The 24405-nt window shown below is 59.2% G+C and carries 21 protein-coding genes; 5 read left to right on the top strand and 16 right to left on the bottom strand.

From position 1 onward, the window contains the following. Positions 1 to 6: 6 nt before the first annotated feature. The gene (locus ACR0I7_RS09620; protein ID WP_480510390.1) at positions 7 to 174 is read right to left on the bottom strand and encodes a hypothetical protein; all 168 of its coding nucleotides are present in this window, start codon (positions 172 to 174) and stop codon (positions 7 to 9) included. 171 nt (positions 175 to 345) lie between these two features. Beyond that, positions 346 to 879, bottom strand: coding sequence for an invasion associated locus B family protein (locus tag ACR0I7_RS09615; protein WP_480510389.1), 534 nt, complete (start codon positions 877 to 879; stop codon positions 346 to 348). 178 nt (positions 880 to 1057) lie between these two features. Here ACR0I7_RS09615 and ACR0I7_RS09610 point away from each other — a divergent pair, with 178 nt between their 5' ends. Continuing rightward, the gene (locus ACR0I7_RS09610) at positions 1058 to 2056 is read left to right on the top strand and encodes an asparaginase (RefSeq protein ID WP_480510387.1); all 999 of its coding nucleotides are present in this window, start codon (positions 1058 to 1060) and stop codon (positions 2054 to 2056) included. Positions 2057 to 2061: 5 nt separating this feature from the next. Here ACR0I7_RS09610 and ACR0I7_RS09605 read toward each other — a convergent pair whose 3' ends face one another. From ACR0I7_RS09605 to ACR0I7_RS09595, 3 genes are read right to left on the bottom strand one after another with little or no spacing between them, the layout of a single operon-like run. Next, positions 2062 to 2382 carry a YciI family protein gene (locus tag ACR0I7_RS09605; protein ID WP_480510385.1) on the bottom strand — a complete coding sequence of 107 codons (321 nt, stop codon included), beginning with the start codon at positions 2380 to 2382 and terminating at the stop codon, positions 2062 to 2064. A gap of 22 nt (positions 2383 to 2404) precedes the next feature. Further along, entirely contained in the window at positions 2405 to 2833 is a 429-nt protein-coding gene (locus ACR0I7_RS09600; protein WP_480510383.1) for an SRPBCC family protein, read from the bottom strand. After that, complete coding sequence (locus tag ACR0I7_RS09595; protein WP_480510381.1) at positions 2821 to 3150, bottom strand: ArsR/SmtB family transcription factor; 330 nt, start codon at positions 3148 to 3150, stop codon at positions 2821 to 2823. Before ACR0I7_RS09595 ends, ACR0I7_RS09600 begins: the two co-directional genes overlap by 13 nt. 397 nt (positions 3151 to 3547) lie before the next feature. Here ACR0I7_RS09595 and ACR0I7_RS09590 point away from each other — a divergent pair, with 397 nt between their 5' ends. After that, on the top strand, positions 3548 to 6073 hold the full coding sequence (locus tag ACR0I7_RS09590) for a caspase family protein (protein ID WP_480510379.1): 2526 nt from the start codon (positions 3548 to 3550) through the stop codon (positions 6071 to 6073). Positions 6074 to 6079: 6 nt separating this feature from the next. Here the strand turns inward: ACR0I7_RS09590 and serB are convergent, their stop codons facing one another. From serB to hutI, 5 genes are all read right to left on the bottom strand, one after another. Next, a complete protein-coding gene (gene serB, locus ACR0I7_RS09585) occupies positions 6080 to 6955 on the bottom strand; it encodes a phosphoserine phosphatase SerB (RefSeq protein WP_480510377.1) in 876 nt (291 codons plus the stop codon). A gap of 76 nt (positions 6956 to 7031) precedes the next feature. Then, on the bottom strand, positions 7032 to 8714 hold the full coding sequence (gene hutU / locus ACR0I7_RS09580; protein ID WP_480510376.1) for a urocanate hydratase: 1683 nt from the start codon (positions 8712 to 8714) through the stop codon (positions 7032 to 7034). Next, entirely contained in the window at positions 8711 to 9508 is a 798-nt protein-coding gene (gene hutG, locus ACR0I7_RS09575; RefSeq protein WP_480510711.1) for an N-formylglutamate deformylase, read from the bottom strand. Before hutG ends, hutU begins: the two co-directional genes overlap by 4 nt. Beyond that, positions 9508 to 11043 (bottom strand): histidine ammonia-lyase, encoded by a 1536-nt coding sequence (gene hutH / locus ACR0I7_RS09570; protein WP_480510374.1) that lies wholly within the window; start codon positions 11041 to 11043, stop codon positions 9508 to 9510. The genes hutG and hutH overlap by 1 nt, the downstream gene beginning before the upstream one ends. After that, entirely contained in the window at positions 11040 to 12248 is a 1209-nt protein-coding gene (hutI, locus tag ACR0I7_RS09565; RefSeq protein WP_480510372.1) for an imidazolonepropionase, read from the bottom strand. The genes hutH and hutI overlap by 4 nt, the downstream gene beginning before the upstream one ends. 82 nt (positions 12249 to 12330) lie before the next feature. Between hutI and ACR0I7_RS09560 the strand changes: the two genes are divergently transcribed. From ACR0I7_RS09560 to ACR0I7_RS09550, 3 genes are all read left to right on the top strand, one after another. Then, entirely contained in the window at positions 12331 to 13692 is a 1362-nt protein-coding gene (locus ACR0I7_RS09560; protein ID WP_480510370.1) for a formimidoylglutamate deiminase, read from the top strand. Positions 13693 to 13717: 25 nt separating this feature from the next. Next, the gene (locus ACR0I7_RS09555; RefSeq protein ID WP_480510368.1) at positions 13718 to 14422 is read left to right on the top strand and encodes a UTRA domain-containing protein; all 705 of its coding nucleotides are present in this window, start codon (positions 13718 to 13720) and stop codon (positions 14420 to 14422) included. A 78-nt stretch (positions 14423 to 14500) separates the two neighbouring features. Beyond that, positions 14501 to 16018: a malonate--CoA ligase gene (locus ACR0I7_RS09550; RefSeq protein ID WP_480510366.1), complete on the top strand. Its 1518-nt coding sequence runs from the start codon at positions 14501 to 14503 to the stop codon at positions 16016 to 16018. Here ACR0I7_RS09550 and ACR0I7_RS09545 read toward each other — a convergent pair. The 6 genes from ACR0I7_RS09545 to gcvT all read right to left on the bottom strand — a co-directional run bounded on the left by ACR0I7_RS09545 (position 16005) and on the right by gcvT (position 24308). Further along, positions 16005 to 16742, bottom strand: a complete 738-nt coding sequence (locus ACR0I7_RS09545; RefSeq protein WP_480510364.1) for a metallophosphoesterase family protein — start codon at positions 16740 to 16742, stop codon at positions 16005 to 16007. The genes ACR0I7_RS09550 and ACR0I7_RS09545 overlap by 14 nt on opposite strands. 120 nt (positions 16743 to 16862) lie before the next feature. Beyond that, a complete protein-coding gene (serA, locus tag ACR0I7_RS09540; protein ID WP_480510362.1) occupies positions 16863 to 18458 on the bottom strand; it encodes a phosphoglycerate dehydrogenase in 1596 nt (531 codons plus the stop codon). 57 nt (positions 18459 to 18515) lie between these two features. Beyond that, positions 18516 to 19670, bottom strand: coding sequence for a phosphoserine transaminase (locus tag ACR0I7_RS09535; protein WP_480510360.1), 1155 nt, complete (start codon positions 19668 to 19670; stop codon positions 18516 to 18518). 191 nt (positions 19671 to 19861) lie between these two features. Further along, positions 19862 to 22717 (bottom strand): aminomethyl-transferring glycine dehydrogenase, encoded by a 2856-nt coding sequence (gene gcvP, locus ACR0I7_RS09530; protein ID WP_480510359.1) that lies wholly within the window; start codon positions 22715 to 22717, stop codon positions 19862 to 19864. Between the two features lie 112 nt (positions 22718 to 22829). Then, positions 22830 to 23195, bottom strand: coding sequence for a glycine cleavage system protein GcvH (gene gcvH / locus ACR0I7_RS09525; protein WP_480510357.1), 366 nt, complete (start codon positions 23193 to 23195; stop codon positions 22830 to 22832). A gap of 18 nt (positions 23196 to 23213) precedes the next feature. Further along, positions 23214 to 24308: a glycine cleavage system aminomethyltransferase GcvT gene (gene gcvT, locus ACR0I7_RS09520; protein ID WP_480510355.1), complete on the bottom strand. Its 1095-nt coding sequence runs from the start codon at positions 24306 to 24308 to the stop codon at positions 23214 to 23216. Between the last annotated feature and the right edge of the window lie 97 nt (positions 24309 to 24405).

Here is a 24405-nt window from a genome sequence, read left to right as displayed (position 1 = left end):
ATCAACTCAGTTCACGGCTGGCGGAACATAACAGTCCGCCGCATCAAGCGACTTGACCGGGTCCTCAGGGCCGCATTGCTCGCCCGTCAGAGGATACTTTTCGCCGGTATTTTCACATGCGGTCAGAAATACAGCGGATGCGATCATCAACGAGGTCAGTAGTTTGCTCAACATAGGTCGCGCCTCCTTCTTCAGCGTCTAAACTAATTAGTTCAGAATGAGGCGCCTCGCGCGTTGATACGGATCAAGTTCTTAGGTGAACGCTGCGTAAACCTGTGGCTTTTAAGTTAGACAAACAAAAAGCCCCGCTCAAACGGCGGGGCTGTCGTTGAAACAGTGGGTTTCTCAGTTCGTGCAGCGCGTCTCCGCGTCTTCGATTGCGGCCGTGAAGCCAAGCAACGAAAACGTGTCTTTGGTTTGTGTGCCACGTTCAGACCGGGCCGTCAGTACAGCCTCGCTGCCGCGTTTCATCGCGGTGACGATCTTGGCATCATCAGACGCAGATGCAGGCCACGCCCACTCGCCTTCGGTGAACAGCTCGAACTCATTGCCATCAACGGTCAGGTTGACGGTCGAGCCGTTGGCGAACGGATAACCACCTGTAAAGGTCACTTGTCCTTTGACCTCGGCATTTGGGCGATAGAACACAAACAGCAGAATATCACTGCGCCGGACCGAAACCACGCGTCCGCCCCGTGTATTCACAGTTTCTTTCGGAGCAGAGACGCTCCAGCATTCCGTTGGGTCATCTTCGACAAAGACGCTCCAATCGGTCTTTGCAGCAACCCTGTTGGTGCTTGTCGCCTGTTGAGCGATTGCGCTTGTGGCCATCCCTGCCACACACAGGCCCGCGATCACGCGGACGAGCTTTGATCCCATTGTCCAGCCTCCTAGCTCGACCATACCTCATAGTCACCGACGATGTCTGCGAACTCTGCCTGGTTCGTCTGTCAATATTGAACATCGCGATGATTGCCGACATACACACACTAACGCAGGTTTCGCCACAGGCGAAAGGGCGATTGGCAGAATTTTGCGCATAAATTCGGAGGTTCACATGACGCAACCCGTACCAATGACCGAACTGTGGCGCGGACCTCTTCTGGAAAGCCTCCATCTTGGGCACGCCGTGATCTGCGATGACGCGGGTCAGATAGTGCGCAGCTGGGGGGATCCTCAAGCGGTGATCTATCCGCGCTCCTCTGCCAAGATGATACAGGCACTGCCTCTGATCACGACGGGTGCGGCAGCAAAATACGGGCTGAGCTCGGAACATCTTGCCCTGGCCTGTGCCTCTCACAGCGGGGCTGCAATTCATACAGAACGCGTTTCGGCATGGCTGGATCATTTGGGGCTTAGCGAACCCGATCTGCGCTGCGGACCGCAGGAACCGGAAGATATGGCGGCGCGGGACGGATTGATCCTCGCCGATGACACACCTTGCCAGATTCACAACAATTGCTCGGGCAAGCATTGTGGTTTTCTGACCGTTGCACAGCATATGGGCGCCGGGCCAGAATATCTGGAGATCGATCACCCAGTGCAGCAGGCCTGCCTGACAGCTCTCGAAGACACAACGGGCGAAACCAGCCCCGGCTACGGGATCGACGGATGCTCGGCCCCAAACTTTGCGACTTCTGTGGTGGGCCTTGCACGATCGATGGCCTGGTTTGCCTCGGCAGCCGACCGGTCAGACCGGTCCAGCGACGCAGCGCAGCAACTGACCGCCGCGATGATCAAACACCCCGAGCTGGTCGCCGGTGAGACGCGGGCCTGCACCGAACTGATGCGCGCCATGAATGGCCGTGCGGCAATCAAAACCGGTGCCGAGGCTGTTTTTGTCGCCATCCTGCCGGAAAAACGGATGGGTGTGGCCCTCAAGATCACCGATGGGACAGTCCGCGCAAGCGAATGCGCCATCGCCGCGATTCTGGTCAGCCTTGGTGTGCTGGAGGCCGATCACCCGGCCACCCGCAAATTCATGAACGCCCCGCTTTACAGCCGGCGTGGTCTGCTTTGCGGAGAAATCAGGCCTGCGCCGAATTTCCCCAGCTAAGGCACCTACATTTCGATCTCATGCACCTCGGCAACCTCGACCGAGCCGGACCCGTTGACCACCATCGGGCATCCTTTGGCCATCTCGGTAGCAGCATCAATGCTATCGGCCTTGATAACCGTAAAGCCCGAGGCCGGGTTTGCGCCGCCATTATCGGCGACGCCTCCCTGGCTGACCGTGTAAGACTGGCCAACCGGATTGCCGGGAATATCCAGCGCGTCGCCCAAGTTCTGGAACCACGCGCCCCAGGCCGCCATGGTTGCTTCGATTTCCGCCGGATCAGTTGGGGTGCTTCCGCCGTGATAGACAAACAAATATTGGGGCATTTCAGTCCTCCGCGTTGAAAATCTATGTCAGATGCGCCGCAAGCTTGCGCAGCGACGATGTCCAGCCTGTCTCGTGATTGGCCGAGGCTTCATCATCCGCCAGATCACGATGATTCAAGATCAGGCGCGCGCCTGCAGGTGCCGCGTCGACGGAAAGTTCCACATGGCTCTCGGGGCCCCGCTGATCCTGATCGTCATGCCAGGCCCAGGTGAAGCCGACCGAATTTGGCGGGTCGACATGGGTTACATGCCCCGAAACCTTAAAACGCTGCCCGTCCTTGTTCTCCATGACCGAATACCACGGCCCAAGGCGTGAAAAATCCAGATCGTGCTCGGATATGTGGACACCCTCGGGCCCCCACCATTGCAGAAGCTTGGCCCCATCGCTGACCCAAGCAAACAGCGTTTCGGGGCTTACAGGAAACTCCCGCTCCAGTCTCAGGTCGGCCATGAATTCTCCTTTTCAAGAATGTCGCCCAACCGGTCGAGGCTCGCCTCCCAGAACTGGCGTTTTGAGATGGTCCATTCGGCAATCGCCCGCAATCCATCCGGTTGAATCGAATAAATCCTCTGCGTGCCCTGTACCTTTTGCCGTATTAGCCCGGCTTCGCGCAGCACCTTGAGATGGCGCGAAACAGCAGCCCCGGACATGCCCTTGCCGTTTATCAAATCACCGGCTGGCAATTCTCCCTGCTCCATCAATTGCTCAACAATCGCAAAACGGGTGGCGTCAGAAAGGGCAGAAAACGCTGCAAGCAGATCAGTCATGGCACAAATTTAACACAAACGTTAAATTAATGAAAGCCTGCTTATGAACACAGCGCAAATCGCGCGGCGAGGATCAGGTTTTTATGAGTGAACTCAGACACAGACAATAATCCAAGACGGTATTATCAAACTTATGTTACTATAATTTTGATTGTGTACTTAACGATTACTTTTGGGAGGTCTGAGATGCGTCGCGTTTCCACTTCAATGATTTTACTTTGTACTGTAGCGGTTGCCGGCTGCGCGTCCCCATGGTCGCAAACCGAAGTTGCAACAACATCTGCGAGCGAGGCCCAACCCGCAGCAGCCAGCACATCCAGCACAACATCTACTGCGACCTCCACATCGGGATCGGCCAGTGCGCGCCAGTCGGGAGAAAGCCGTAGCAGCGATGGCAATGACGGCGGCTCGAGTGGAAGCTCCGGTGGAAGCAGTGGCGGCGGCAGCAGCTCAGGTGGCAGCAGCGGCGGATCTGGCAGTGGCGGGTCCGGAGGCAGCGGCGGATCTGGCGGCAGCGGCGGCTCGGGCGGAGGCAGCGGTGGCTCCGGTGGAGGCAGCGGCGGTCCGAGCTGGGGCTGATAAGGGCGATAAAACCATGTCACTCTTCAAGCCGTTGCAAGATGTACGACACTCTATGGCGGGGCTTGCGTTTGCAGCGCTGATGACAAGTTCTGCGCTTGCTCAGTCCACCGCAATCGGCGCTGAGCAGGCAGTTAATGCCAGTCGCGTGGCAATTGTCATCGGCAATCAGGACTACGAAACCGTTGGAGACCTGACAAATGCACGAAAGGATGCCGAAGACATGGCATCCCTTCTGCGCGAGTTCAATTTTCGTGTCTATGACGGGTATGATCTTGAGAAACAGGAATTCGAAGAACTCATCAGAACGGCTGTTCTGAACATACCTGAATCGGCTGAAGTACTGTTTTACTACGCAGGACATGGCATCCAGATCGGGCGGCGGAACTATCTGCTGCCCGTGGATGCCAAATTCGAAAGCATCTATGACGTCCCTCTGGCCACAATGACGCTGGATCGCATTATTGAAACCTTGTCGGCCCGCAGCTCGGCCCATGTGGCCATTCTGGATTCGTGCCGCGACAACCCGTTTCAGGACATCCGGCTGGCGGCAGATCTGGACGCCAACCTGTTCGAAACCCGCGCCGGGTTCGACGTCCTCAAAACCCCCCTTAACTCATTGGTCGCCTATTCGACCTCTCCCGGAGCGGTCGCGAGCGATGGAGCGATTGGCAAAAACAGTCCCTATACCGCGGCCGTTCTTGAAACAGCCCGGTCATCGCCCTTCGACAATATTCAGCAATTGTTCCCGGTGATCCGCGAACGCGTCCACAGCTCGACTGCAGGCCAGCAAATCCCATGGGAAAGCTCAACGCTGGTGCGCCCGTTCTATCTGGCGCAGCAAAAGGTGGAAGTTGAGCAGGCACCGATTGAAAACACTGTTCCAACGACCATCGAACTGAGCCACCAATTCGACAAATCGATCTCACTTGCCCAAAGCCTTGAACAGGCGCTGGGCGAACAGATCGATACCGTGCGCGTGATTGAAAACCCCGAACGCGGCATCGTCAGCCTAGGCAACCAGACTCAGCCGGGCGCTTTGTCGTATTCCCCGGAGATTACGGATGCGCGCGCTGTTGAACTCGGCAGCCCCGATTTTGCGGATTCTTTCACCGTCGAGGTTCTGACGGCCGATCAGGAAAGGCAAAATGTCGACGTTTCAATCAAGCTTGGCCTGAACGCCTGTGATCTTGAGGCCGGGGATGCATTGGACCTTAATGGCGTTGGCGTGTTCCGCCTGCCCAACGAGCTGGACATCACCCGAGGCCTCGCCGCCTGTACCCAGGCGGTTTCTGACAACCCGAATAACGCGCGGTTCAAATATCAGCTGGGCCGCGTCCAGCAGGCCGCTGGCAACGTGGCCGACGCATACAAAAACATCTCGGCCGCCGCTGACGCCGGGCATATCCGGGCCAAATATGCCCTTGCGATCTTGCTGGAGACCCAGCGGATTGACCGCGCCGTCACCAAGACACCTTTCGAACCTGAACAAGCGCGGGCCTTGCTTGAAGAAGGTAGTGCCGAAAAAGACCCCTATGCTATGCACAGCCTTGGAAAAAAGCTGCTGCGGGACGGCACGACCGAGCAGGACAAAAGACGCGGGTTTGAGTTGCTGGAACGGGCGGTCGAGCTTGGGCACACCTTTTCGATGAATGAGCTGGGATGGTATTTCCTGCGCGACAACTCGGATCACTATATCCCCGAGCGCGGCATGCGTTATCTTCGTGCCTCGGAACTGCGCAAGGACATCTATGGCTATAACAATTTGGCCTATGTCTCGCTTGAGGGGCTGGGCGGCAACCCTGTCGATTTCAACAAGGCCGAAGCCTATTTTCTGGCCGCAGCCGAAGGTGGGCATCCTACCGCCCCGGCCAGTATCGGACGCATGATCTTTCGCGATCAACTGCCCGGCAGAACAACCGACGAGGCATTGACCTGGTACGATGTTGCGCTGGAACGCGGCGATGCCTGGGGCGGCGCAAATGGCGCTTATGTGATCCTGAACAATCAGGTGCCCGGTCGGGGGCCAGCAGATGCGGCGCTGCGCGCGGCCAAGGCCGCATTGCTGCCCAATGAAGAACCCGCCACGCAGGCGCGCGGGCAATTGGACAGAATTTCCGCAGCGGATTTGAATCGCGCTCTGCAGATGGCGCTGAACGAATTGGGTGAAAACATCACGGTCGACGGTCAGGTCGGTCCTGCCACGCTGACGGCGTTGGAAAATGCCAGCGCCAAACATGGTGTGCCGGTTCCTTATGCGGCGGGCACTGATCCAAAAGAGCGGCTGTTGCTGGCCGCACGGGTCTATTGGGCGCAAAACCCAATTCGGTTTGATCTGTTCTGAGGATGCTCAGGTCACAAAGTCAGAACGCGCATAACCTTGCAGGAACAACAGAGCCGTCAGATCACCGTGATTGACGCGCACATCGCATTGCGCGGCAACGGATGGCTTGGCGTGCAGGGCGACACCAGTGCCTGCGCGCCCCAGCATACCCAGATCGTTGGCCCCGTCCCCAACCGCTATAACATCCGCCTCGGCAAGGCCAAGCTGGGCCGAGATTTGCTCTAGCGCTTCGATCTTGGCCTGACGTCCCAGAATCGGGCGTTTGACGTCTCCGGTCAGAACACCATCCGCTGACAGCAGTGTATTTGCCCGGTTTTCGTCAAAGCCCAACTGATCGGCCACACGCGCGGTAAAGGCCGTGAACCCGCCCGACACCAGCGCGGCATAGCCGCCAGCCGCGCGCATTGTGGCCAACAGCTCTTTGCCGCCGGGCATCAGAGTGATCCGCTCGTTCAGAACCTTGTCGATGACGCTTTCGTCCAGGCCCTTCAGCAGACCGACCCGCTCGGTCAGTGCGCCTTCGAAATCCAGCTCGCCATTCATTGCCCGTGCGGTGATGTCTTTGACGCGTTCGCCAACACCGGCCTCATCCGCAAGCTCATCGATGCATTCCTGCTGGATCATTGTGCTGTCCATATCGGCCAGCAGCATCTGTTTGCGTCGCCCGTCGGCAGGCTGGACGATCAAGTCCACACCCAGTTTCTGCACGTCAGCCCAAACCTCCCACAAGTTGTCAGGCTTTTCTGACAGAGGGAACTCTGCAGCCTCATCCGGGCTCAACCAGCGGATATCGCCACCACCCCACGCATTGCGCAGCGACTCGACCAGACTGGCGTCCAGCGATGGTGCATCGGGGTCGGTCAACAGGGTGGCAACGTACATCTTTGGTCTCCGGCAAGCTCACCTGCGCATATCGCAGGGGCCGCAATTTCACCAGAGGCAGTATGCAATCACCACGTTACCCAAGTATGCCCGGCAGCCGCAGGCCATGTTCCCGGGCGCAGTCCCTAGCGATATCATAGCCCGCATCGGCATGACGCCACACGCCCGACGCCGGATCGTTCCACAAAACCCTCTCTAACCGCCGCGCGGCTTCTTCGGTGCCATCGGCGCAGATCACCACCCCCGCATGCTGGCTGAAGCCCATGCCAACCCCACCGCCATGATGCAGCGAGACCCAGGTTGCACCGCTGGCCGTATTGATCAGCGCGTTCAGCAGCGGCCAGTCGGACACCGCATCTGAGCCGTCCAGCATCGCCTCAGTCTCTCGGTTGGGGCTGGCGACCGAGCCCGCATCCAGATGATCGCGCCCGATGACAACCGGTGCTTTCAACTCGCCACTGGCGACCATCTCGTTGAATGCCAATCCGGCGCGATGGCGGTCGCCCAGCCCGATCCAACAGATGCGGGCGGGCAGGCCCTGAAACGCGATGCGTTCCTGCGCCATGTCCAGCCAACGATGCAGATGCTCATTTTCGGGGAAGAGCTCCTTCATCTTGGCGTCGGTCTTGCGGATATCCTCAGGGTCCCCCGACAGCGCGCACCAGCGGAAGGGGCCGATACCTTTGCAGAACAAGGGGCGGATATAGGCGGGGACGAAGCCCGGAAAGGCAAAGGCGTTCTCCAACCCTTCATCCAGCGCGACCTGCCGGATGTTGTTGCCGTAATCCAGCGTCGGAACGCCTGCATTCCAGAAGTCGACCATCGCCGCCACATGTTGCTTCATCGAAGCCCGCGCAGCTTTTTCCACCGATTTAGGGTCTGTTTCCCGTTTCTCACACCAGTCGGCCATCGACCAGCCTAAAGGCAGATACCCGTTTATCGGGTCATGCGCGCTGGTCTGGTCGGTAACGATATCCGGGCGCATGCCACCGGCCTGCATCCGGGCATAAATCTCTGGAAATATCTTTGCCGCGTTGCCCAGCAAGCCGACCGACTTCGCCTCACCCGCTTTGGTCCAGTGGTCGATCATCGCAAGCGCGTCGTCCAGCGTCTCAGCCTTTTCATCAAGATATTTGGTACGCAGGCGAAAATCGATGCTGTCCGGGTTGCATTCAACTGCAAGGCAGCAGGCCCCGGCAAACACCGCCGCAAGCGGCTGCGCGCCGCCCATGCCGCCCAGCCCCCCGGTCAGAATCCACTTACCGGTCAGGTCGCCTTCATAGTGCTGACGGCCAGCCTCGGCGAAGGTCTCATAAGTGCCCTGCACGATCCCTTGCGTGCCGATATAGATCCACGAGCCAGCGGTCATCTGGCCGTACATCATCAGACCTTTCCTATCGAGTTCGTTGAAATGATCCCACGTCGCCCAGTGCGGCACGAGATTGGAATTGGCGATCAGTACACGAGGCGCGTCCTTGTGCGTCTGAATGATCGCAACGGGTTTGCCAGACTGGACGATCAGGGTCTCATCCTCTTCCAAGTCCTTCAAACCGGCCAGGATAGTATCGAAATCCTTCCATGTCCGGGCCGCCCGGCCGATGCCACCATAGACCACCAGTTCATGCGGGTTTTCGGCCACATCCGGATGCAGGTTGTTCATCAACATGCGCAGCGGCGCTTCGGTCAGCCAGCTCTTGGCGTTCAGCTCAGGGCCCGTCGGCGGGAAAACATCGCGGGTATTCTTACGGGGATCAGTCATGGCTCAAGCTCCAATGCGGTGTCCTGAAGGGCGTCCAGAATGTCATGCAGCCAGCGGCGCAAACGGTCCGCCTTGACCGGGTCATATCGCCAGGGAGGCACCTCGGCGGTCAGATATGTGGACTGGGCAAGCTCCATCTGAACAGCATGCACACCATTATCCGGCCGCCCATAGTGGCGTGTCGTCCAGCCACCCCGAAACCGTCCGTTCAGAACCGTGTTGTAAGGTGACGACGCGGCGATTGTACCAACAATAGATTCTATTTTGGTGGCGCATGTCGTCCCGCCATCGGTTCCGATGCTCAGGTCCGGCAGGGTGCCGTCGAACAGAAAAGGAATAACGCTGCGGATCGAATGACAGTCGAACAGGATTGCATATCCATACCTGTCTTTGACGCGCTGCAACTCTGCCTCCAGCGCGTGGTGATAGGGCACATGATACTTTTCGCGGCGGTTTGCGATTTCGTCTTCCGAGGGCGCCTGCCCGTCGGCCCAGATCGCGTTGCCGTCGAAATCGGTCAGCGGCACCAAGGTGGTCGTGTTCTGCCCGGGATACAGAGACACACCCGCAGGATCGCGATTGGCGTCGATGACATAGCGATGGATATGCGATTGCACGATGGTCGCACTGTCAAAAAGCCCTGAATAGAGTCTGTTTATATCCCAATCCGTATCCGCAAGCCTGCGCCCGTTATCGTTCAGTCGGGCGGCAATTTCATCCGGCACATAGGTACCGCCATGGGGCTGGCTCAGAACAATCGGGCCTTCACCGCGCTGAACGCTAAAGACCTTCATCACAGCAACTCTGGCATCTGAACATCAACCGCGCGCAAAATTGCACCGTCGGCCACAAGGTGTTTGGCCGTTTCCAGGTCTGGCGCAAGAAAGCGGTCATCCATCAGCGACGGAACCTCATTGCGCAGATGCGCAATGGCACGCTGCAAAGGGGCGCTGGTTGTCAGCGGTGCGCGAAATTCGATACCCTGTGCCGCACAAAGCATCTCGATCCCGAGGATATAGTTGAGATTCTCGGCCATTTTGCCCAACCGCCGCGCCCCATGGGCCGCCATGGAGACATGGTCTTCCTGATTGGCCGATGTGGGCGTGCTGTCTGTGACGCAGGGGTTGGCCAGATGTTTGTTCTCACTCATCAGCGCGGCGGTCGTCACCTCGGCAATCATCAACCCCGAGTTCAACCCGGGCTCAGGCGTCAGAAACGGCGGCAAGTCAAAGCTGAGGGCCGGGTCCACCATGAGGGCGATCCGACGCTGGGCAATGGCACCGATCTCTGACAGCGCCAGCGCGATCATGTCAGCGGCAAACCCTACCGGTTCGGCATGAAAATTGCCGCCTGAGACGATGGCATCCGGATCGGTCAAAACCAGAGGGTTGTCGGTGGCGGCATTCGCCTCAACTTCAAGCGTGGCAGCCGCCTGCCGGATCACACCCATGGCCGCCCCAGTGACCTGCGGCTGGCAACGAATGCAATACGGGTCCTGCACCCGGGTATCGCCCTCGCGATGGCTTTCGCGGATTTCGGACCCCTCTAGTATCGCCCGCATGGCACTGGCGGCTTCGATCTGTCCACGATGGCCGCGCAAGGTGTGAATTTCTGGCTGCAATGGTGCCGTCGACCCCATGATAGCGTCTGTCGACATCGCAGAAATGGTCAAAGCGTTCTGGGCGGCTTGCCAAGCATCAAACAGGCCCGCCAGCGCATAAGCTGTCGAGAACTGGGTTCCATTGATAAAGGCAAGACCTTCCTTGGGGCCAAGCTGAATCGGCTCTAATTCGGCGATTTTCAACGCCTCGGCACCGGAAAGACGGGCTCCGTTCACTTCAGCCTCCCCCTCTCCGATGATCACCGCTGTCATATGGGCCAGGGGCGCAAGATCACCCGATGCGCCAACAGAACCCTGCGCCGGGACAACCGGGATCACCCCTCGCGCCAGCATGTTCTGCAGCAGCGCGATTACCTCCCAACGAAGACCTGACGCTCCGCGCCCAAAAGACAGCAGCTTGAGCGACATCATCAGACGCACCAGCCGACGCGGCACTGCCTCACCGACACCACAGCAATGGCTAAGAATGAGGTTTCGCTGCAAGGTCGAGGTATCCGCTGCGGCGATCTTGTGGCTGGCAAGCTTGCCGAAACCGGTATTCACACCATACACCGGATCATCCCCCAAGGCGGCCTGCGCAATGCGGTCGGCCGCTGCATCCACCCTGGTCCGGCAGGCATCGTCCAAATGGATCGCTGTTTCATTCCGATAGATGTCAGACAGTTGCGCCAGCGAGACCTGACCGGGAACAAGGGAAATGGACCTCATTCATCGCCTCCAAAAATCCGCTTGTGCAGAGGGTTGAACCCGATGCGGTACGACAGCTCTGCCGGATGGGTCACGTTCCAGACGGCCAGATCGGCGCGCAGACCCGGCCTGACAATGCCAGTATCACGCAGGCCCAGTGCCTTTGCCGCGTTGCATGTGACCCCGGCCAGCGCTTCTTGCGGGGTCAGCCGGAACAGGGTGCAACCCATGTTCATCGTCAACAACAATGAAGACAACGGAGACGACCCGGGGTTGCAATCCGTCGCCAGCGCCATGGGCACATTCTGCGCGCGCAGCAGATCGACCGGCGGGGCCTGCGTCTCGTGCAAGGTGTAGAACGCGCCGGGCAACAGAACCGCAGCCGTTCCAGCCTCGGCCATTGCAGCGACACCTTGTGCATCCAGATATTCAATATGATCTGCGGACAATGCCCCATAGGAGGCCGCCAGTTTCGCGCCGCCCAGATTAGACAATTGCTCTGCATGCAGCTTGACCGGTAGGCCCAGTTGGCGGGCCACATCAAAGACCCGCGCGATCTGAGCGGGGGCAAATGCGATACCTTCGCAGAAACCATCCACGGCATCGATCAGACCGGCCTTATGCGCAGCCCGCAGCGCCGGGATGCAGACCTCGTCGATATAGTCGTCCGCACGCCTCGAAAACGCGGGCGGCACGGCATGCGCGCCCAAAAAGCTGGTTCTGACCCGAACCGAGCGATGTTGTTCGATTCGGCGCGCCGCGCGCAACATGCGCAATTCTGTCTCGATATCAAGGCCATAGCCTGATTTAACCTCGATGCAGCTGACCCCTTCGGCCATCAGAGCGTCCACTCGCAGGAGCGCCGCATCCAACAGCGCGTTTTCGGTGGCCTGCCGTGTTGCGTTGACCGTCGACAGGATGCCGCCTCCGGCGCGGGCAATCTCCTCGTAAGTGGCACCGTTCAAACGCATTTCGAACTCGGTCGCGCGACTGCCGCCGAACACCAAATGGGTATGTGCATCAATCAGCGCGGGGGTCAGCAGACGATTGCCGAAATTCTCGACCTCGTACGCGTGATAGTCCGGCGGCACGTCATCCTGTCGGCCGACCCACGCAATCAAGCCGTCTTTAATCGCAACAGCCGCGTTTTCAATCAGACCGTAGGCGGCACCTTCCGCGTCCATAGTCGCGAGCTGCGCGCAGAATATGACGGTTTTTTTTGACATGACGATTCTTTTTTGGGATGCCGCAGGGTATGCTTTTTCGTATATGTGTAATATTATAAAGTCTACACAAAATGGAAACATCATGATCATTCACGCAAAAACCGCCTTACTAGGCTCTGAGTGGGTTCAGGATGTACGGGTACAAACCAAGCAGGGGCGGATCAGCCAGATTGAAACCCGCGCCTCCGCCGGTCGCGAAGACGTCAGAGTCGATGTGTTGCTTCCAGCGCTTGGAAATCTCCACAGCCACTCATTTCAGCGGGCGATGGCGGGGATGACCGAAAGGCGCACCGCAGGACAAGAAAGCTTTTGGACCTGGCGCAGGCTCATGTACCGCTTTCTGGATCGCTTAACCCCCGCCCATGTCGAGGCCATTGCCGCGCTGGTCTTTATGGAGATGCAAGAGGCGGGCTATGCCTCGGTCGGCGAGTTTCACTACGTCCATCACCAACCCGACGGTCGACCCTACGACCGCCTGTCTGAATTGAGCCAACGTATTTTTGCCGCCGCTGATCAGACCGGTATTGGTCTGACCCATCTGCCGGTGCTCTATACCTATGGCGGCGTGGGGCAAGAGCCGCTGGCTGGCGGTCAGCTGCGCTTTGGCAATGACGTGGACCGGTTTCTGACTTTGATGGATGCGTGTCGCGACGCGCTGCCATACGCCAGTTTCGATACTCATATTGGCATTGCACCACATTCTTTACGGGCAACCTCGCCCGATGATCTGCGGGCTCTGCTGCAACAAATCCCGGAAGGGCCGGTGCATATGCACATTGCCGAACAGGTGAACGAAGTTGCCGACGTCCAGGCCACCTTAGGACAAACCCCTGTTGCATGGTTGCTGGACAACATAGCGGTCGACGCGCGCTGGTGTCTGATCCATGCCACCCACATGACCGATAATGAAACGCACGCGCTGGCGCAAAGCGGCGCGGTTGCAGGGTTATGTCCGATCACCGAAGCCAATCTGGGCGACGGTATTTTCAACGGGTCAGTCTATATCGAATACGATGGCGCGTTTGGGATCGGATCAGATTCTACTATACGCATTTCGCTGCCAGAAGAGCTGCGTATGCTGGAGTATTCGCAACGCCTGCGCGACCACCAACGGACGGTGCTTGTGCGCGGTGAAGGCTCGGTAGGCCAAGCCCTTTATACCGGGGCGGCCCGTGGTGGGGCGCAGGCCCTTGGGCGCGACGCTGGCGAGATTGCAACTGGCAAACTGGCCGATCTGGTGGCGATAGACGGATCTCATCCTACGCTTTGTACCTTGCGCGACGATCAGCTGCTTGACGGGCTGTGTTTTGCGGCGCCGGACGGAACAGTGACAGACCTTTGGTCGGCAGGGCGCCACGTTGTGCAGGACGGACGACACATCAAACGCGACGCCATCCTTGCGGCCTATCGCGCGGCGGCGAACAGCCTGTTGGCTGACATATAGAGAAAACGCCAGTATCAGAGCCACAATGACCCATCCCAGTGACACCACCAGCTACAAAGATATCAAACAAACCGTGCTGAACCGCATCCGCTCGGGCGCATGGCCGCCCGATGCGCTGCTGCCGAACGAGGAAACGCTGGCGGTCGAGTTTTCCTGTACCCGCACCACGGTAAACCGGGCGCTGCGCGAACTGGCCGAAGAGGGCTATCTTGAGCGCCGCCGCAAGGCCGGGACCCGTGTTCTGCGCGCGCCGCAAAGGCAGGCACGCTTTGCGATCCCCTTGGTGCGGGACGAGGTCGAAGCCCTTGGCGGCACCTACCGATATGCCCTGGTGTCTGCCGAAACCGTTGCCGCGCCCGAATGGCTGAGCGCGCGGCTGGCACTGCGCCCGGCGCAACCCGTTATGCATGTCAGGTGCATGCATTATTCCGGGAACACGCCGTTCCAGTACGAGGATCGCTGGATCGTCATCGACAGCGTTCCGCAGGTCGCGCAGGCCGATTTCACAGAAACCGGACCCAATGACTGGCTGGTCGAGACCGTGCCGTTCACAAATGTGGAGCTGACCTTTCTGGCCAGCCGCGCAGACGCATCGGTTGCCGGGTTTCTGGACCTGCCCGAAGGCGAACCCGTTTTCACCGCCGAGCGTATTACCTGGCTGCAGGGTCAACCGGTCACCTTTGCCAAGCTCTATTTTGCGGCGGGCTATCGCATGACGACGCAGATCTGAATTCTGACTGTCGGGGCTTTACCACCAGCAATTTCCGATACAAATTCCCGCTCGGCTTTTGTGATAAGGGGACTGAGAATGGGAAACCCGCTATTTGATCGTCTGTTTGGCATTCACGCGGGCAAAACAACTCCGTTTTTGCATCTGCCGGACGGGCAGGTCCTGACCCATTCGGATTTTTTGGATATGGCGGCCCGTCTCGCAAATGCCCTGACCGGGCTGGCGCTGGAACCCGGCGACCGGGTAGCTGTGCAGGTCGAGAAATCGCCCGAAATGCTGGCGCTATATGCCGCCTGCGCGCAGGCCGGACTGATCTTTCTGCCGCTCAACATCGCCTATACCACCCGCGAACTGACTTATTTCATCGAAAACAGCGGCGCGTCTCTGGTGGTCTGCGACGACAGAAACGCAACCGAGTTGACCCCGGTCGCGCAGGCCCAAGGCGCCAGATTAGAGACGCTGAACAGCGATGGATCAGGCAGCCTGATGCGGCGTGCCCTTGGGATGTTGCCCGCATTCGAGCCGGTCAAACGGGCCGAGGATGATCTGGCCGCTTTCCTCTATACCTCTGGCACCACCGGAAGGTCGAAGGGCGCGATGCTGTCGCAGGCCAACCTGCTGTCCAACGCGGAAACTTTGGTCAGGGAATGGCAATTCACTGACGCGGACGTCTTGCTGCATGCGCTGCCGATCTTTCACACCCACGGGCTGTTTGTTGCGACGAATGTGGTGCTGGCCTCTGGTGGGTCGATGATCTTTCTGCCAAAATTCGACCTAGACGCGGTTTTGCGCCTGATGCCGCAGGCCACATCCATGATGGGTGTGCCGACATTTTACACACGCCTTTTGGGCGATGACCGGTTCACCCACGATCTGGCCCAGCATATGCGCCTGTTCATCTCGGGCTCGGCCCCGTTACTGGCCGAAACCCATGAACGATTCGAGGCCCGCACCGGCCACCGTATTCTGGAACGCTATGGCATGACCGAAACCAATATGAACACCTCGAACCCTTACGAGGGTGAGCGCCGCGCAGGCACGGTGGGCTTCCCGCTGCCCGGTGTCGAGCTGAAGGTGACCGATCCCGAAAACGGTGATCTGCTGCCGCAGGGTGAGATCGGAATGATCGAGGTTCGCGGCCCCAACGTGTTTCAGGGCTATTGGCAGATGCCCGAGAAAACCGCAGCCGAGCTGCGCGAGGACGGGTTTTTTGTCACCGGTGATCTGGGGCGCGTGGACGCGGAAGGCTATGTCCACATCGTTGGGCGCGGCAAGGATCTGATCATCTCGGGCGGGTACAACATCTATCCCAAAGAGGTCGAGCTGGTGCTGGATGACCAGCCCGGCGTTCTGGAAAGCGCGGTGATCGGCGTGCCGCACCCGGATTTCGGGGAAACGGTCGTAGGTATCCTTGTGCCTCAACCGGGGCAGGCTCCTGACCTGACCGCGATCATGTCTAACGTTCAAACTGCGCTGGCCCGGTTCAAACACCCTAGCAAGCTGATCGTTCTGGACCAACTGCCACGCAACACGATGGGCAAGGTTCAAAAGAACGTTCTGCGCAACGACTACAAAGACCTGTTCACAAAGGATTAGGCCCAAGCGGCACCCGCCCGTTTTCAGTCAGCAACCAGCAGTGCCGCCCCTCAAACACCGCCGTGGCAAGAGGGCGGCCATAGCCTGCACCGGCATCCAGGTTGATCCGATTGCCGCAATGTTCCGCCTGATCCGCAGGTGTGTGACCATGCACAACCAGCCAGGGATGCGGACCAGATTCCATCAGGAACTCGTTTCTTATCCAGATCAGATCGTCTTCGGTTTGCTGCTCCAGAGCAATACCGGGGCGGACGCCCGCATGAACGAATAACAGCTCCCCCTCTTGATGATAAAGCGGCAGGGCATTGATGAAGTCCAAATGCGCTTGATGCACTGCCTCGCGCGCGCGTTCATTTACCTGAAAGATGCGATCGTTATCAGTCACGTCGACCCCGTAAGAGGCCAGCGTCTCGCGCCCGCCCAAACGCGGGTGCAACCAGCTCAAGGTAATGGGCAGATGGCGGTCCGCAATCTCGCAATCCTGCACGAACCGCACCATCATCCGGTCGTGATTGCCCTTGACCATGATCCAGTTTCGCCCCGCGCGCTGGCCTTCGATCAGCAGGTCCAGAACACCCCGGCTGTTGGGGCCCCGATCCACATAATCCCCCAGAAAAACGACACGCGCATCCAGGCCGCCATCTGCCTCGAGCCGGGTCAGGGCGGTTTGCAGCATGTCCAGCTGTCCGTGAACGTCACCAATGGCGTAAATTGGCTTGGTCATGAAACATCCTTAGGCGATACAAATACCATGCTTGTGGCGCAGAACATGCGCCGCGAAAAGAAAATACCCGCGCCGATCACAGCGCGGGCATTATCGTGTCTCCGAAAGTCAACAACGTGCTCAGGCGACGTCGAACTCCAGCGGCTTGATCTGCGTGAATAGACCCGTTTCTGCTAGTTTCGCCCGCGCCTCAGCTGGTACCGGCTCATCAACATAGAGCAACGCAATCGCCTCCCCTCCGGCCTCGGATCGACCGAGGGTAAAGTTCGCGATGTTCACCTCATTCTCGCCCATGGTCTGCCCCAACGCGCCAATGATCCCCGGCACATCTTCGTTAGTGGTATAGAGCATATGCGCCCCAATCTCGGCGTCGATGTTGATCCCCTTGATCTGGATAAAGCGCGGCTTGCCATCGCTAAAGACAGTGCCCCCGATCGAGCGTTCACGCTTAGCAGTCACAACAGTAACCTTGATGTAGCCTTCAAAGGCACCGGATTTGTCCTGATTGGTGGTGGAAATCTGGATACCACGCTCTTTGGCGATAACCGGGGCCGAGACCATGTTCACCTCGGGGTTGAACTTTTTCATGATCCCCGCGACGGCCGCACAGTTCAGCGCGGCCAGGTTCATCTCGGCGGCGACACCGTCATAGAGGATGTTGATCGCCTTCACCGGCTCATCCGTCATCTGACCGATAAAGCTGCCCAGATGGCCAGCCAGCTTGATCCACGGGCCCATCACCTTGGCTTCTTCGGCGGTGACGCTGGGCATGTTCAGCGCGTTTTCCACCGCTCCCGTCAGCAGATAGTTCGAGATCTGCTCGGCCACCTGCAGCGCCACGTTTTCCTGCGCCTCGGTTGTGGCCGCACCCAGATGCGGCGTGCAGACCACGTTGGGCAAATTGAACAGCGCGTTATCCTTGGCAGGCTCTTCGCTGAACACGTCAAAAGCCGCGCCCGCGACATGACCCGATTTCAATGCCTCGGCCAGCGCATCTTCGTCGACCAGACCACCACGGGCGCAGTTCACGATGCGCACGCCGGGCTTGGTTTTGGCAAGATTCTCGCGGCTCAGGATGTTGCGGGTCTGATCGGTCAGCGGCACATGCAGCGTGATGAAATCCGCGCGGGTCAGCAATTCATCCAGCTCGACCTTTTCAACACCCATCTTGGCGGCTTTTTCCTCGCTCAGATAGGGATCATAAGCGACCACTTTCATCTTCAGGCCCAGCGCACGTTCACACACGATCCCGCCGATGTTGCCGGCACCGACGACACCCAGTGTCTTGTTGGTCAGCTCGATGCCCATGAACTTGGATTTTTCCCATTTGCCCGCATGGGTCGAGGTGCTGGCCTCGGGAATCTGCCGTGCCACGGCGAACATCATCGCAATCGCATGTTCGGCAGTGGTGATCATGTTGCCAAACGGCGTGTTCATCACGATCACGCCTTTTTTCGAGGCTGCATCTTTGTCGATATTGTCGGTGCCGATCCCGGCGCGGCCAATGACCTTCAACTTGTCGGCCTTCTCCAGAATTGTCGGCGTGACCTTGGTCGCCGAGCGGATGGCTAGGCCATCATACTGACCAATCACCTCGGCCAGCTTTTCTTTATCCTTGCCCAGATCGGGCATGAAATCCACGTCGATACCGCGATCGCGGAAAATCTGCACGGCGGTTTCGCTGAGCTTGTCAGATACGAGTACTTTGGGGGCCATATTCTCTGGTCCTTGAATTGTATGGAAGGTCCGGGCCTTGGACGGCCCAGTTAAAGGTCAGGCAGCCTCAGACTGCGCCGCGATCTCGGCCTCAAAAGCCCATGCCAGCCACGGGAGCATCGCCTCGATATCCGAGGTTTCAACCGTACCGCCGCACCAGATGCGCAGGCCCGCAGGCGCGTCACGATAGGCCCCGATATCCAGTGCGATATTCTCGGCCTCCAGCCGTTTCGCAACAGCTTTGGCGAATGTCGCGCCGTCCTGAATGCGCGCATCGGTGAATTTCAGGCAGACCGAGGTGTTCGACTGCGTCGCTGCATCCTCGGCCAGATTGGCAATCCAGTTGTTCTGATCGCAGAACGCATGCACCGCACCCGCATTGGCATCGGCGCGGGCGATCAGCCCCTGCAAACCACCAACCGAGCGCGCCCAGTCTAGCGCAAATAAATAGTCCTCAACCGCCAGCATCGACGGTGTGTTGATGGTCGCGCCGGTAAAGATACCGTCGATCAACTTGCCACCCTTGGTCAGGCGGAAAATCTTGGGCAGTGGCCATGCGGGCGTATAGCTCTCCAACCGCTCTACCGCGCGAGGGCTGAGGATCAGCATCCCATGCGCCGCTTCACCGCCCAGAACCTTCTGCCAGCTGAAGGTGGTTACATCCAGCTTGTCCCAGGGCAGCTCCATCGCAAAAGCGGCGGAGGTTGCATCACAGATTGTCAAACCCTGACGGTCATCCGCGATCCAGTCGCCATTGGGGACACGTACGCCCGAAGTGGTGCCGTTCCAAGTAAATACCACGTCATTGGCGAAATCGACCGAAGCCAGATCGATAATCTGACCGTACTCCGCTGTCTTTACCTCGGCATCGATTTTCAGCTGTTTGACCACGTCGGTCACCCAGCCCGCGCCGAAGCTTTCCCAGGCCAGCATCTCAACCTTGCGTTCGCCCAATAGCGACCACAGGGCCATCTCAACCGCGCCGGTATCCGACGCAGGAACGATGCCGATTTTGTAATCCGCCGGAATGCCCAGCACCTCACGCGTGCCTTCAATAGCCGCCTTCAGCTTGTCCTTACCAACGGCAGCCCGGTGCGACCGGCCCAGCGCGGCATCGGCCAGCTTGTTCAACTCAAATGTAGGGGGTTTGGCGCAGGGGCCCGAGGAAAAACGCGGATTGGCCGGCCGCGTCGCCGGTTGTTGAGTGCTCATCTGTATTACCCTTCCAGATACACGCCCCTCGTTGGGGAGGGGTGTCCCACGGGCAGGGCTATGGCGCACGCGCACCGGCAGCAAGCGAAAAAGACGCTTCGCCGGACAAAAACGACACCTGAAACGGGGCTAAATCGGAACACAGGTTTCCGATGGGCGAAAAACCCCGCCAAAGCGGGGTTTAGTCAAAGTTACTCTGCTGCTTCGGCGTAGGCGTCCATCGGAGGGCAGGTACAGACGAGGTTTCTGTCCCCATAAGCGTTGTCGACGCGGTTGACCGGCGGCCAGTATTTGTCAACACCCATGGAGCCCGGCGGGAAGCAGGCCTGTTCGCGGGTGTAGGGACGGTCCCAGCTGCCGACCAGATCGCGCACCGTGTGTGGGGCGTTTTTCAGCGGGTTGTTCTCCGCGTCGATCTTGCCGTCTATTATCTCCTGCGCTTCCGCTCGGATCGAGAGCATGGCGTCACAGAAGCGGTCAAGCTCGGCCATAGGTTCCGATTCGGTTGGTTCCACCATAAGGGTGCCCGCCACCGGCCACGACATAGTGGGCGCATGGAAACCTGAATCAACCAAACGCTTGGCCACGTCATCGACGCTCACATCGCCTTCTTCCGCCAGCGGACGCGTGTCGAGGATGCATTCATGCGCCACACGACCTGTCTCGGACGTGTATAGGATCGGATAGGCATCCTTGAGCCGCGCGGCGATGTAGTTGGCGTTCAGGATCGCCACCTTGGTTGCTTGCGTCAGGCCAGCACCGCCCATCAGCAGCACATAGGCCCAACTGACCGGCAAAATGGACGGAGATCCGAAGGGCGCAGCTGAGACCGGGCCCACGGCGGTGCCGTATTCAGGATGGCCGGGCAGATGTTCCTCCAGATGCGCCTTGACGCCAATGGGGCCCATGCCGGGGCCTCCGCCGCCATGCGGGATGCAGAAGGTTTTGTGGAGGTTCAGGTGGCTGACGTCACCGCCGATATCGCCGGGACGCGACAGACCGACCATGGCGTTCATGTTGGCGCCGTCGATATAGACCTGACCGCCGTGATCATGGGTGATCTGGCAGACCTCCTGCACCGTGGTCTCGAACACGCCATGGGTCGAGGGGTAGGTGATCATGCAGCCAGCCAGATGATCGGAATGCTTCTCGGCCTTGGCGCGGAAATCGGCCAGGTCGATATTGCCGTTCTCATCCGATTGCACCGGCACCACCTGCCAGCCCACCATCTGCGCCGAGGCCGGGTTGGTGCCATGTGCCGAGGTCGGGATCAGGCAGACATTGCGCTGCCCTTCGCCGCGGGCGAAGTGATAGTTGCGGATGGTCAAGAGGCCTGCGTATTCCCCCTGCGCGCCCGAGTTGGGCTGCTGGCTGATCGCATCATAGCCGGTGATCTGGCACAGCTTGTCGTTCAGATCGGCAATCATCTCGTGATAGCCCTGCGCCTGATCTTCGGGGCAGAACGGATGCAGATTGCCGAACTCGGGCCAGGTGACCGGGATCATCTCGATCGTGGCATTCAGCTTCATCGTGCAGGACCCCAGCGGGATCATCGCCCGGTCCAGTGCCAGATCGCGGTCGGCCAGACGGCGCATATAGCGGGTCATCTCGGCCTCAGCCCGGTTCTTATGAAAGATCGGATGAGTCAGATAAGGCGTCTCGCGCAGCGCGTAATCCGGCAAGCGGTACTGTTTGTTCGAGCTGTCATCCTTGCGGTCGATGCCAAAGGCACCCCAGACGGCCTCGATGGTCTCGGGACGGGTCTGTTCATCCAGGCTGATGCCAACCTTGGTCTCACCAACCTTGCGCAGGTTGACACCCCGGGCCACGGCGGCCTCCACCACGGTTTTCTGCAGATGGCCGACCTCAACCGTTATGGTGTCAAAGAACACCTCGGGTTCGACCGAGAAGCCTGCCTGTTCCAACCCGGCGGCCATGCGCGAGGTCTTGCGATGCACCGATTGCGCGATGGCCTTGATACCGTCGGGACCATGATAGACCGCATACATCGAGGCAATGACGGCCAACAGCGCTTGCGCGGTGCAAACGTTCGAGTTGGCTTTCTCGCGCCGGATATGTTGTTCGCGGGTCTGCAGCGACAGGCGATAAGCCTTGTTGCCTCGACTGTCGATGCTGACACCGATGATCCGGCCCGGCATCGCCCGCTTCAGCTTGTCGGTGGTCGCCATATAAGCGGCGTGCGGGCCACCATAGCCCATCGGCACACCAAAGCGCTGGGTCGAGCCGATGGCGATATCCGCGCCCATCTCACCAGGCGATTTCAGCAGCGCCAGCGACAGGATATCGGCGGCGACGATGGCAATCGCTTTATGTTCATGCAACGCCGCAATCTCGGCGGTGAAGTCGCGCACATGGCCATGGGTGCCGGGGTACTGGAAGATCGCACCAAAGACGGCGCCCGCATCCAGCGTGTCCGGATCAGCCACCTGCACCTCGATGCCTAGAGGCTCGGCGCGCGTTTTAATCACCGCGATAGTCTGCGGATGGCAGTTGCGGTCGACAAAGAAGGCCGCGTTGTTGGCTTTCGAACGCCCGCCACGCTTGGCCATCGCCATGGCTTCGGCCGCCGCTGTGGCTTCGTCCAGCAGCGAGGCGTTGGCCACGTCCAGCCCGGTCAGATCGCTGACCATAGTCTGGAAGTTCAGAAGCGCCTCAAGACGGCCCTGACTGATCTCGGGCTGATAGGGGGTGTAGGCGGTGTACCAGGCCGGGTTTTCCAGAATGTTGCGCAGGATCGGCGCCGGCGTTGTGGTGCCATAATAGCCCTGACCGATCAGCGAGGTCAGAACCTTGTTCTTGCTTGCCACCTCTTTCATGTAGAACAGCGCATCGCGCTCGGTCATCGCTGGACCCCAGTCCAGCGGCTCTTTCTGGCGGATCGCGGGCGGGACGGTGGCGTCGATCAGCTGGTCCAGCGTCTTGAAGCCGATCACCTTGAGCATATCCCGCATCTCGGTCGGGCTGGGCCCGATATGGCGGCGATTGGCAAAGTCATAGGCTTCGTAGTCGGTCAGTTTGAAGGCCATGTGGTGCGCTCCTCAAGGAATGTCTTATCGTGCCGCCGGGGTGAGAGCCTCCGGCGGGTGTATTCAGAAAAAGATGGGGGCGGACCCGTGGCAGGCCCCGCCTCTATTTGTTTTATCCAATGAAGGCTTTGTAGCCGGTCTCATCCATCAGATCTTCGAGCTGCGAGGCATCCGCGATCTTGATCTTGTAGATCCAGGCGTTGCCTTCGGGGTCTTCGTTCAGGGCACCGGGGTTGTCGGCCAGCACCTCGTTGACCTCAGTGATTTCACCATCAACCGGAGCATAAAGTTCGGACGCAGCCTTGACGGATTCGATCACGCCGATTTCGCCGTCTTTTTCAAAGGTATCGCCGACCTCTTGCTGTTCGACAAACACAACATCGCCCAGCTGTTCTGCGGCGTGCTTTGTAATGCCCAGCGTGGCGGTGTCACCGTCGACATCGATCCATTCATGCTCTTCCGAATAGTAGGTCGCCATCTTGTCTGTCTCCTGACTTCAACGCTTGTAATTCTGGGTAACGAAGGGCAGCGCTACGATCTGCGCCGGTTGCGGCTTGCCTCGGATGATCAGGTTCACCATCTCACCGAGTGCTGCGTACTGTGTTGCGACATAACCCATCGCAACGGGACCACCGACCGTGGGACCAAACCCGCCCGAGGTGATCTGGCCGATGGTGCTGCCATCGGCAATCTGAATCTCGACGCCCTGACGCGCCGGAGCGCGGCCCTCAGGCCGGATGCCGACCAGCTTGCGTGCAGGCCCTTCTGCCAGCTCTTGCTGGATGCGCGCAGCACCGGGAAAACCACCCTCTTCCTTGCGGCGCTTCTGGATCGCCCAGCCAAGGCTGGCCTCAATCGGTGAGGTCGTCTGGTCAATGTCATTGCCATAAAGGCACAGCCCCGCCTCAAGCCGCAGGCTGTCGCGCGCGCCCAGGCCGGCCGGTTCGCAGGCCTCATGCGCCAGAAACGCGCGGGTGATCTCAACCGCCTTGTCCTCGGAGATCGAGATTTCATAGCCATCTTCGCCGGTATATCCCAACCGCGAGATGCGGCATTCGGCCCCCATGATGTCGGCCACTGTTGTTTCCATGAATTTCAGGTCGCGGGCGGCGGGGCAGAGTGCGCCTACCACATCCTCGGCGCTGGGACCCTGGACCGCGACTAAGGCGCGGTCAAAAAGCTCGGTTACCTCGACGCCGTCCAGCGTGTCGCGCATGTGCGGAACATCCTGATGACGCAGCGCTGCATTCACCACGACAAAGTAGTGATCCCCCGCGTTCGAGACGATCAGATCATCCATGATCCCGCCGTCAGCATTGGTAAAGAACCCATAGCGCGCCTTGCCCTCTTTCAGGCTGGCATAGGCTTGCGGGCACAGGGCCTCGAGCTTTTGGCCCACATCATCGCCCTGCAGGATCACCTGACCCATATGGCTGACATCAAACAAGGCGGCCTTTTCCCGGCACTGCTTGTGTTCGCCCATGATCCCCAACGGATATTGAACGGGCATCTCCCAACCCGCGAAATCAACCATTTTGCCGCCAAGTTCGATGTGAAGATCATAGAGCGGTGTGCGCTTCGGTAACGTCATGGGATACCTTCTTCGTATCTAATGGTTGGAACGCATACCCGTCAGTCTGACCCAAGCGGCCCATTTTGCAACGATTGAGCGCCGCAATTTGGGACTG

Source organism: Ruegeria sp. AM1, from assembly GCF_056540745.1.
The sequence above is the reverse complement of the archived record's forward strand: the minus strand, read 5'-3'. Positions and strand labels throughout refer to the sequence as shown.

What these genes read in the sequence shown, in the direction of transcription:
- ACR0I7_RS09620 (WP_480510390.1), bottom strand. Translation starts at nt 174, where the DNA reads ATGTTGAGCAAACTACTGACCTCGTTGATGATCGCATCCGCTGTATTT.
- ACR0I7_RS09615 (WP_480510389.1), bottom strand. Translation starts at nt 879, where the DNA reads ATGGGATCAAAGCTCGTCCGCGTGATCGCGGGCCTGTGTGTGGCAGGG.
- ACR0I7_RS09610 (WP_480510387.1), top strand. Translation starts at nt 1,058, where the DNA reads ATGACGCAACCCGTACCAATGACCGAACTGTGGCGCGGACCTCTTCTG.
- ACR0I7_RS09605 (WP_480510385.1), bottom strand. Translation starts at nt 2,382, where the DNA reads ATGCCCCAATATTTGTTTGTCTATCACGGCGGAAGCACCCCAACTGAT.
- ACR0I7_RS09600 (WP_480510383.1), bottom strand. Translation starts at nt 2,833, where the DNA reads ATGGCCGACCTGAGACTGGAGCGGGAGTTTCCTGTAAGCCCCGAAACG.
- ACR0I7_RS09595 (WP_480510381.1), bottom strand. Translation starts at nt 3,150, where the DNA reads ATGACTGATCTGCTTGCAGCGTTTTCTGCCCTTTCTGACGCCACCCGT.
- ACR0I7_RS09590 (WP_480510379.1), top strand. Translation starts at nt 3,548, where the DNA reads ATGACGGCGGCTCGAGTGGAAGCTCCGGTGGAAGCAGTGGCGGCGGCA.
- serB (WP_480510377.1), bottom strand. Translation starts at nt 6,955, where the DNA reads ATGTACGTTGCCACCCTGTTGACCGACCCCGATGCACCATCGCTGGAC.
- hutU (WP_480510376.1), bottom strand. Translation starts at nt 8,714, where the DNA reads ATGACTGATCCCCGTAAGAATACCCGCGATGTTTTCCCGCCGACGGGC.
- hutG (WP_480510711.1), bottom strand. Translation starts at nt 9,508, where the DNA reads ATGAAGGTCTTTAGCGTTCAGCGCGGTGAAGGCCCGATTGTTCTGAGC.
- hutH (WP_480510374.1), bottom strand. Translation starts at nt 11,043, where the DNA reads ATGAGGTCCATTTCCCTTGTTCCCGGTCAGGTCTCGCTGGCGCAACTG.
- hutI (WP_480510372.1), bottom strand. Translation starts at nt 12,248, where the DNA reads ATGTCAAAAAAAACCGTCATATTCTGCGCGCAGCTCGCGACTATGGAC.
- ACR0I7_RS09560 (WP_480510370.1), top strand. Translation starts at nt 12,331, where the DNA reads ATGATCATTCACGCAAAAACCGCCTTACTAGGCTCTGAGTGGGTTCAG.
- ACR0I7_RS09555 (WP_480510368.1), top strand. Translation starts at nt 13,718, where the DNA reads ATGACCCATCCCAGTGACACCACCAGCTACAAAGATATCAAACAAACC.
- ACR0I7_RS09550 (WP_480510366.1), top strand. Translation starts at nt 14,501, where the DNA reads ATGGGAAACCCGCTATTTGATCGTCTGTTTGGCATTCACGCGGGCAAA.
- ACR0I7_RS09545 (WP_480510364.1), bottom strand. Translation starts at nt 16,742, where the DNA reads ATGACCAAGCCAATTTACGCCATTGGTGACGTTCACGGACAGCTGGAC.
- serA (WP_480510362.1), bottom strand. Translation starts at nt 18,458, where the DNA reads ATGGCCCCCAAAGTACTCGTATCTGACAAGCTCAGCGAAACCGCCGTG.
- ACR0I7_RS09535 (WP_480510360.1), bottom strand. Translation starts at nt 19,670, where the DNA reads ATGAGCACTCAACAACCGGCGACGCGGCCGGCCAATCCGCGTTTTTCC.
- gcvP (WP_480510359.1), bottom strand. Translation starts at nt 22,717, where the DNA reads ATGGCCTTCAAACTGACCGACTACGAAGCCTATGACTTTGCCAATCGC.
- gcvH (WP_480510357.1), bottom strand. Translation starts at nt 23,195, where the DNA reads ATGGCGACCTACTATTCGGAAGAGCATGAATGGATCGATGTCGACGGT.
- gcvT (WP_480510355.1), bottom strand. Translation starts at nt 24,308, where the DNA reads ATGACGTTACCGAAGCGCACACCGCTCTATGATCTTCACATCGAACTT.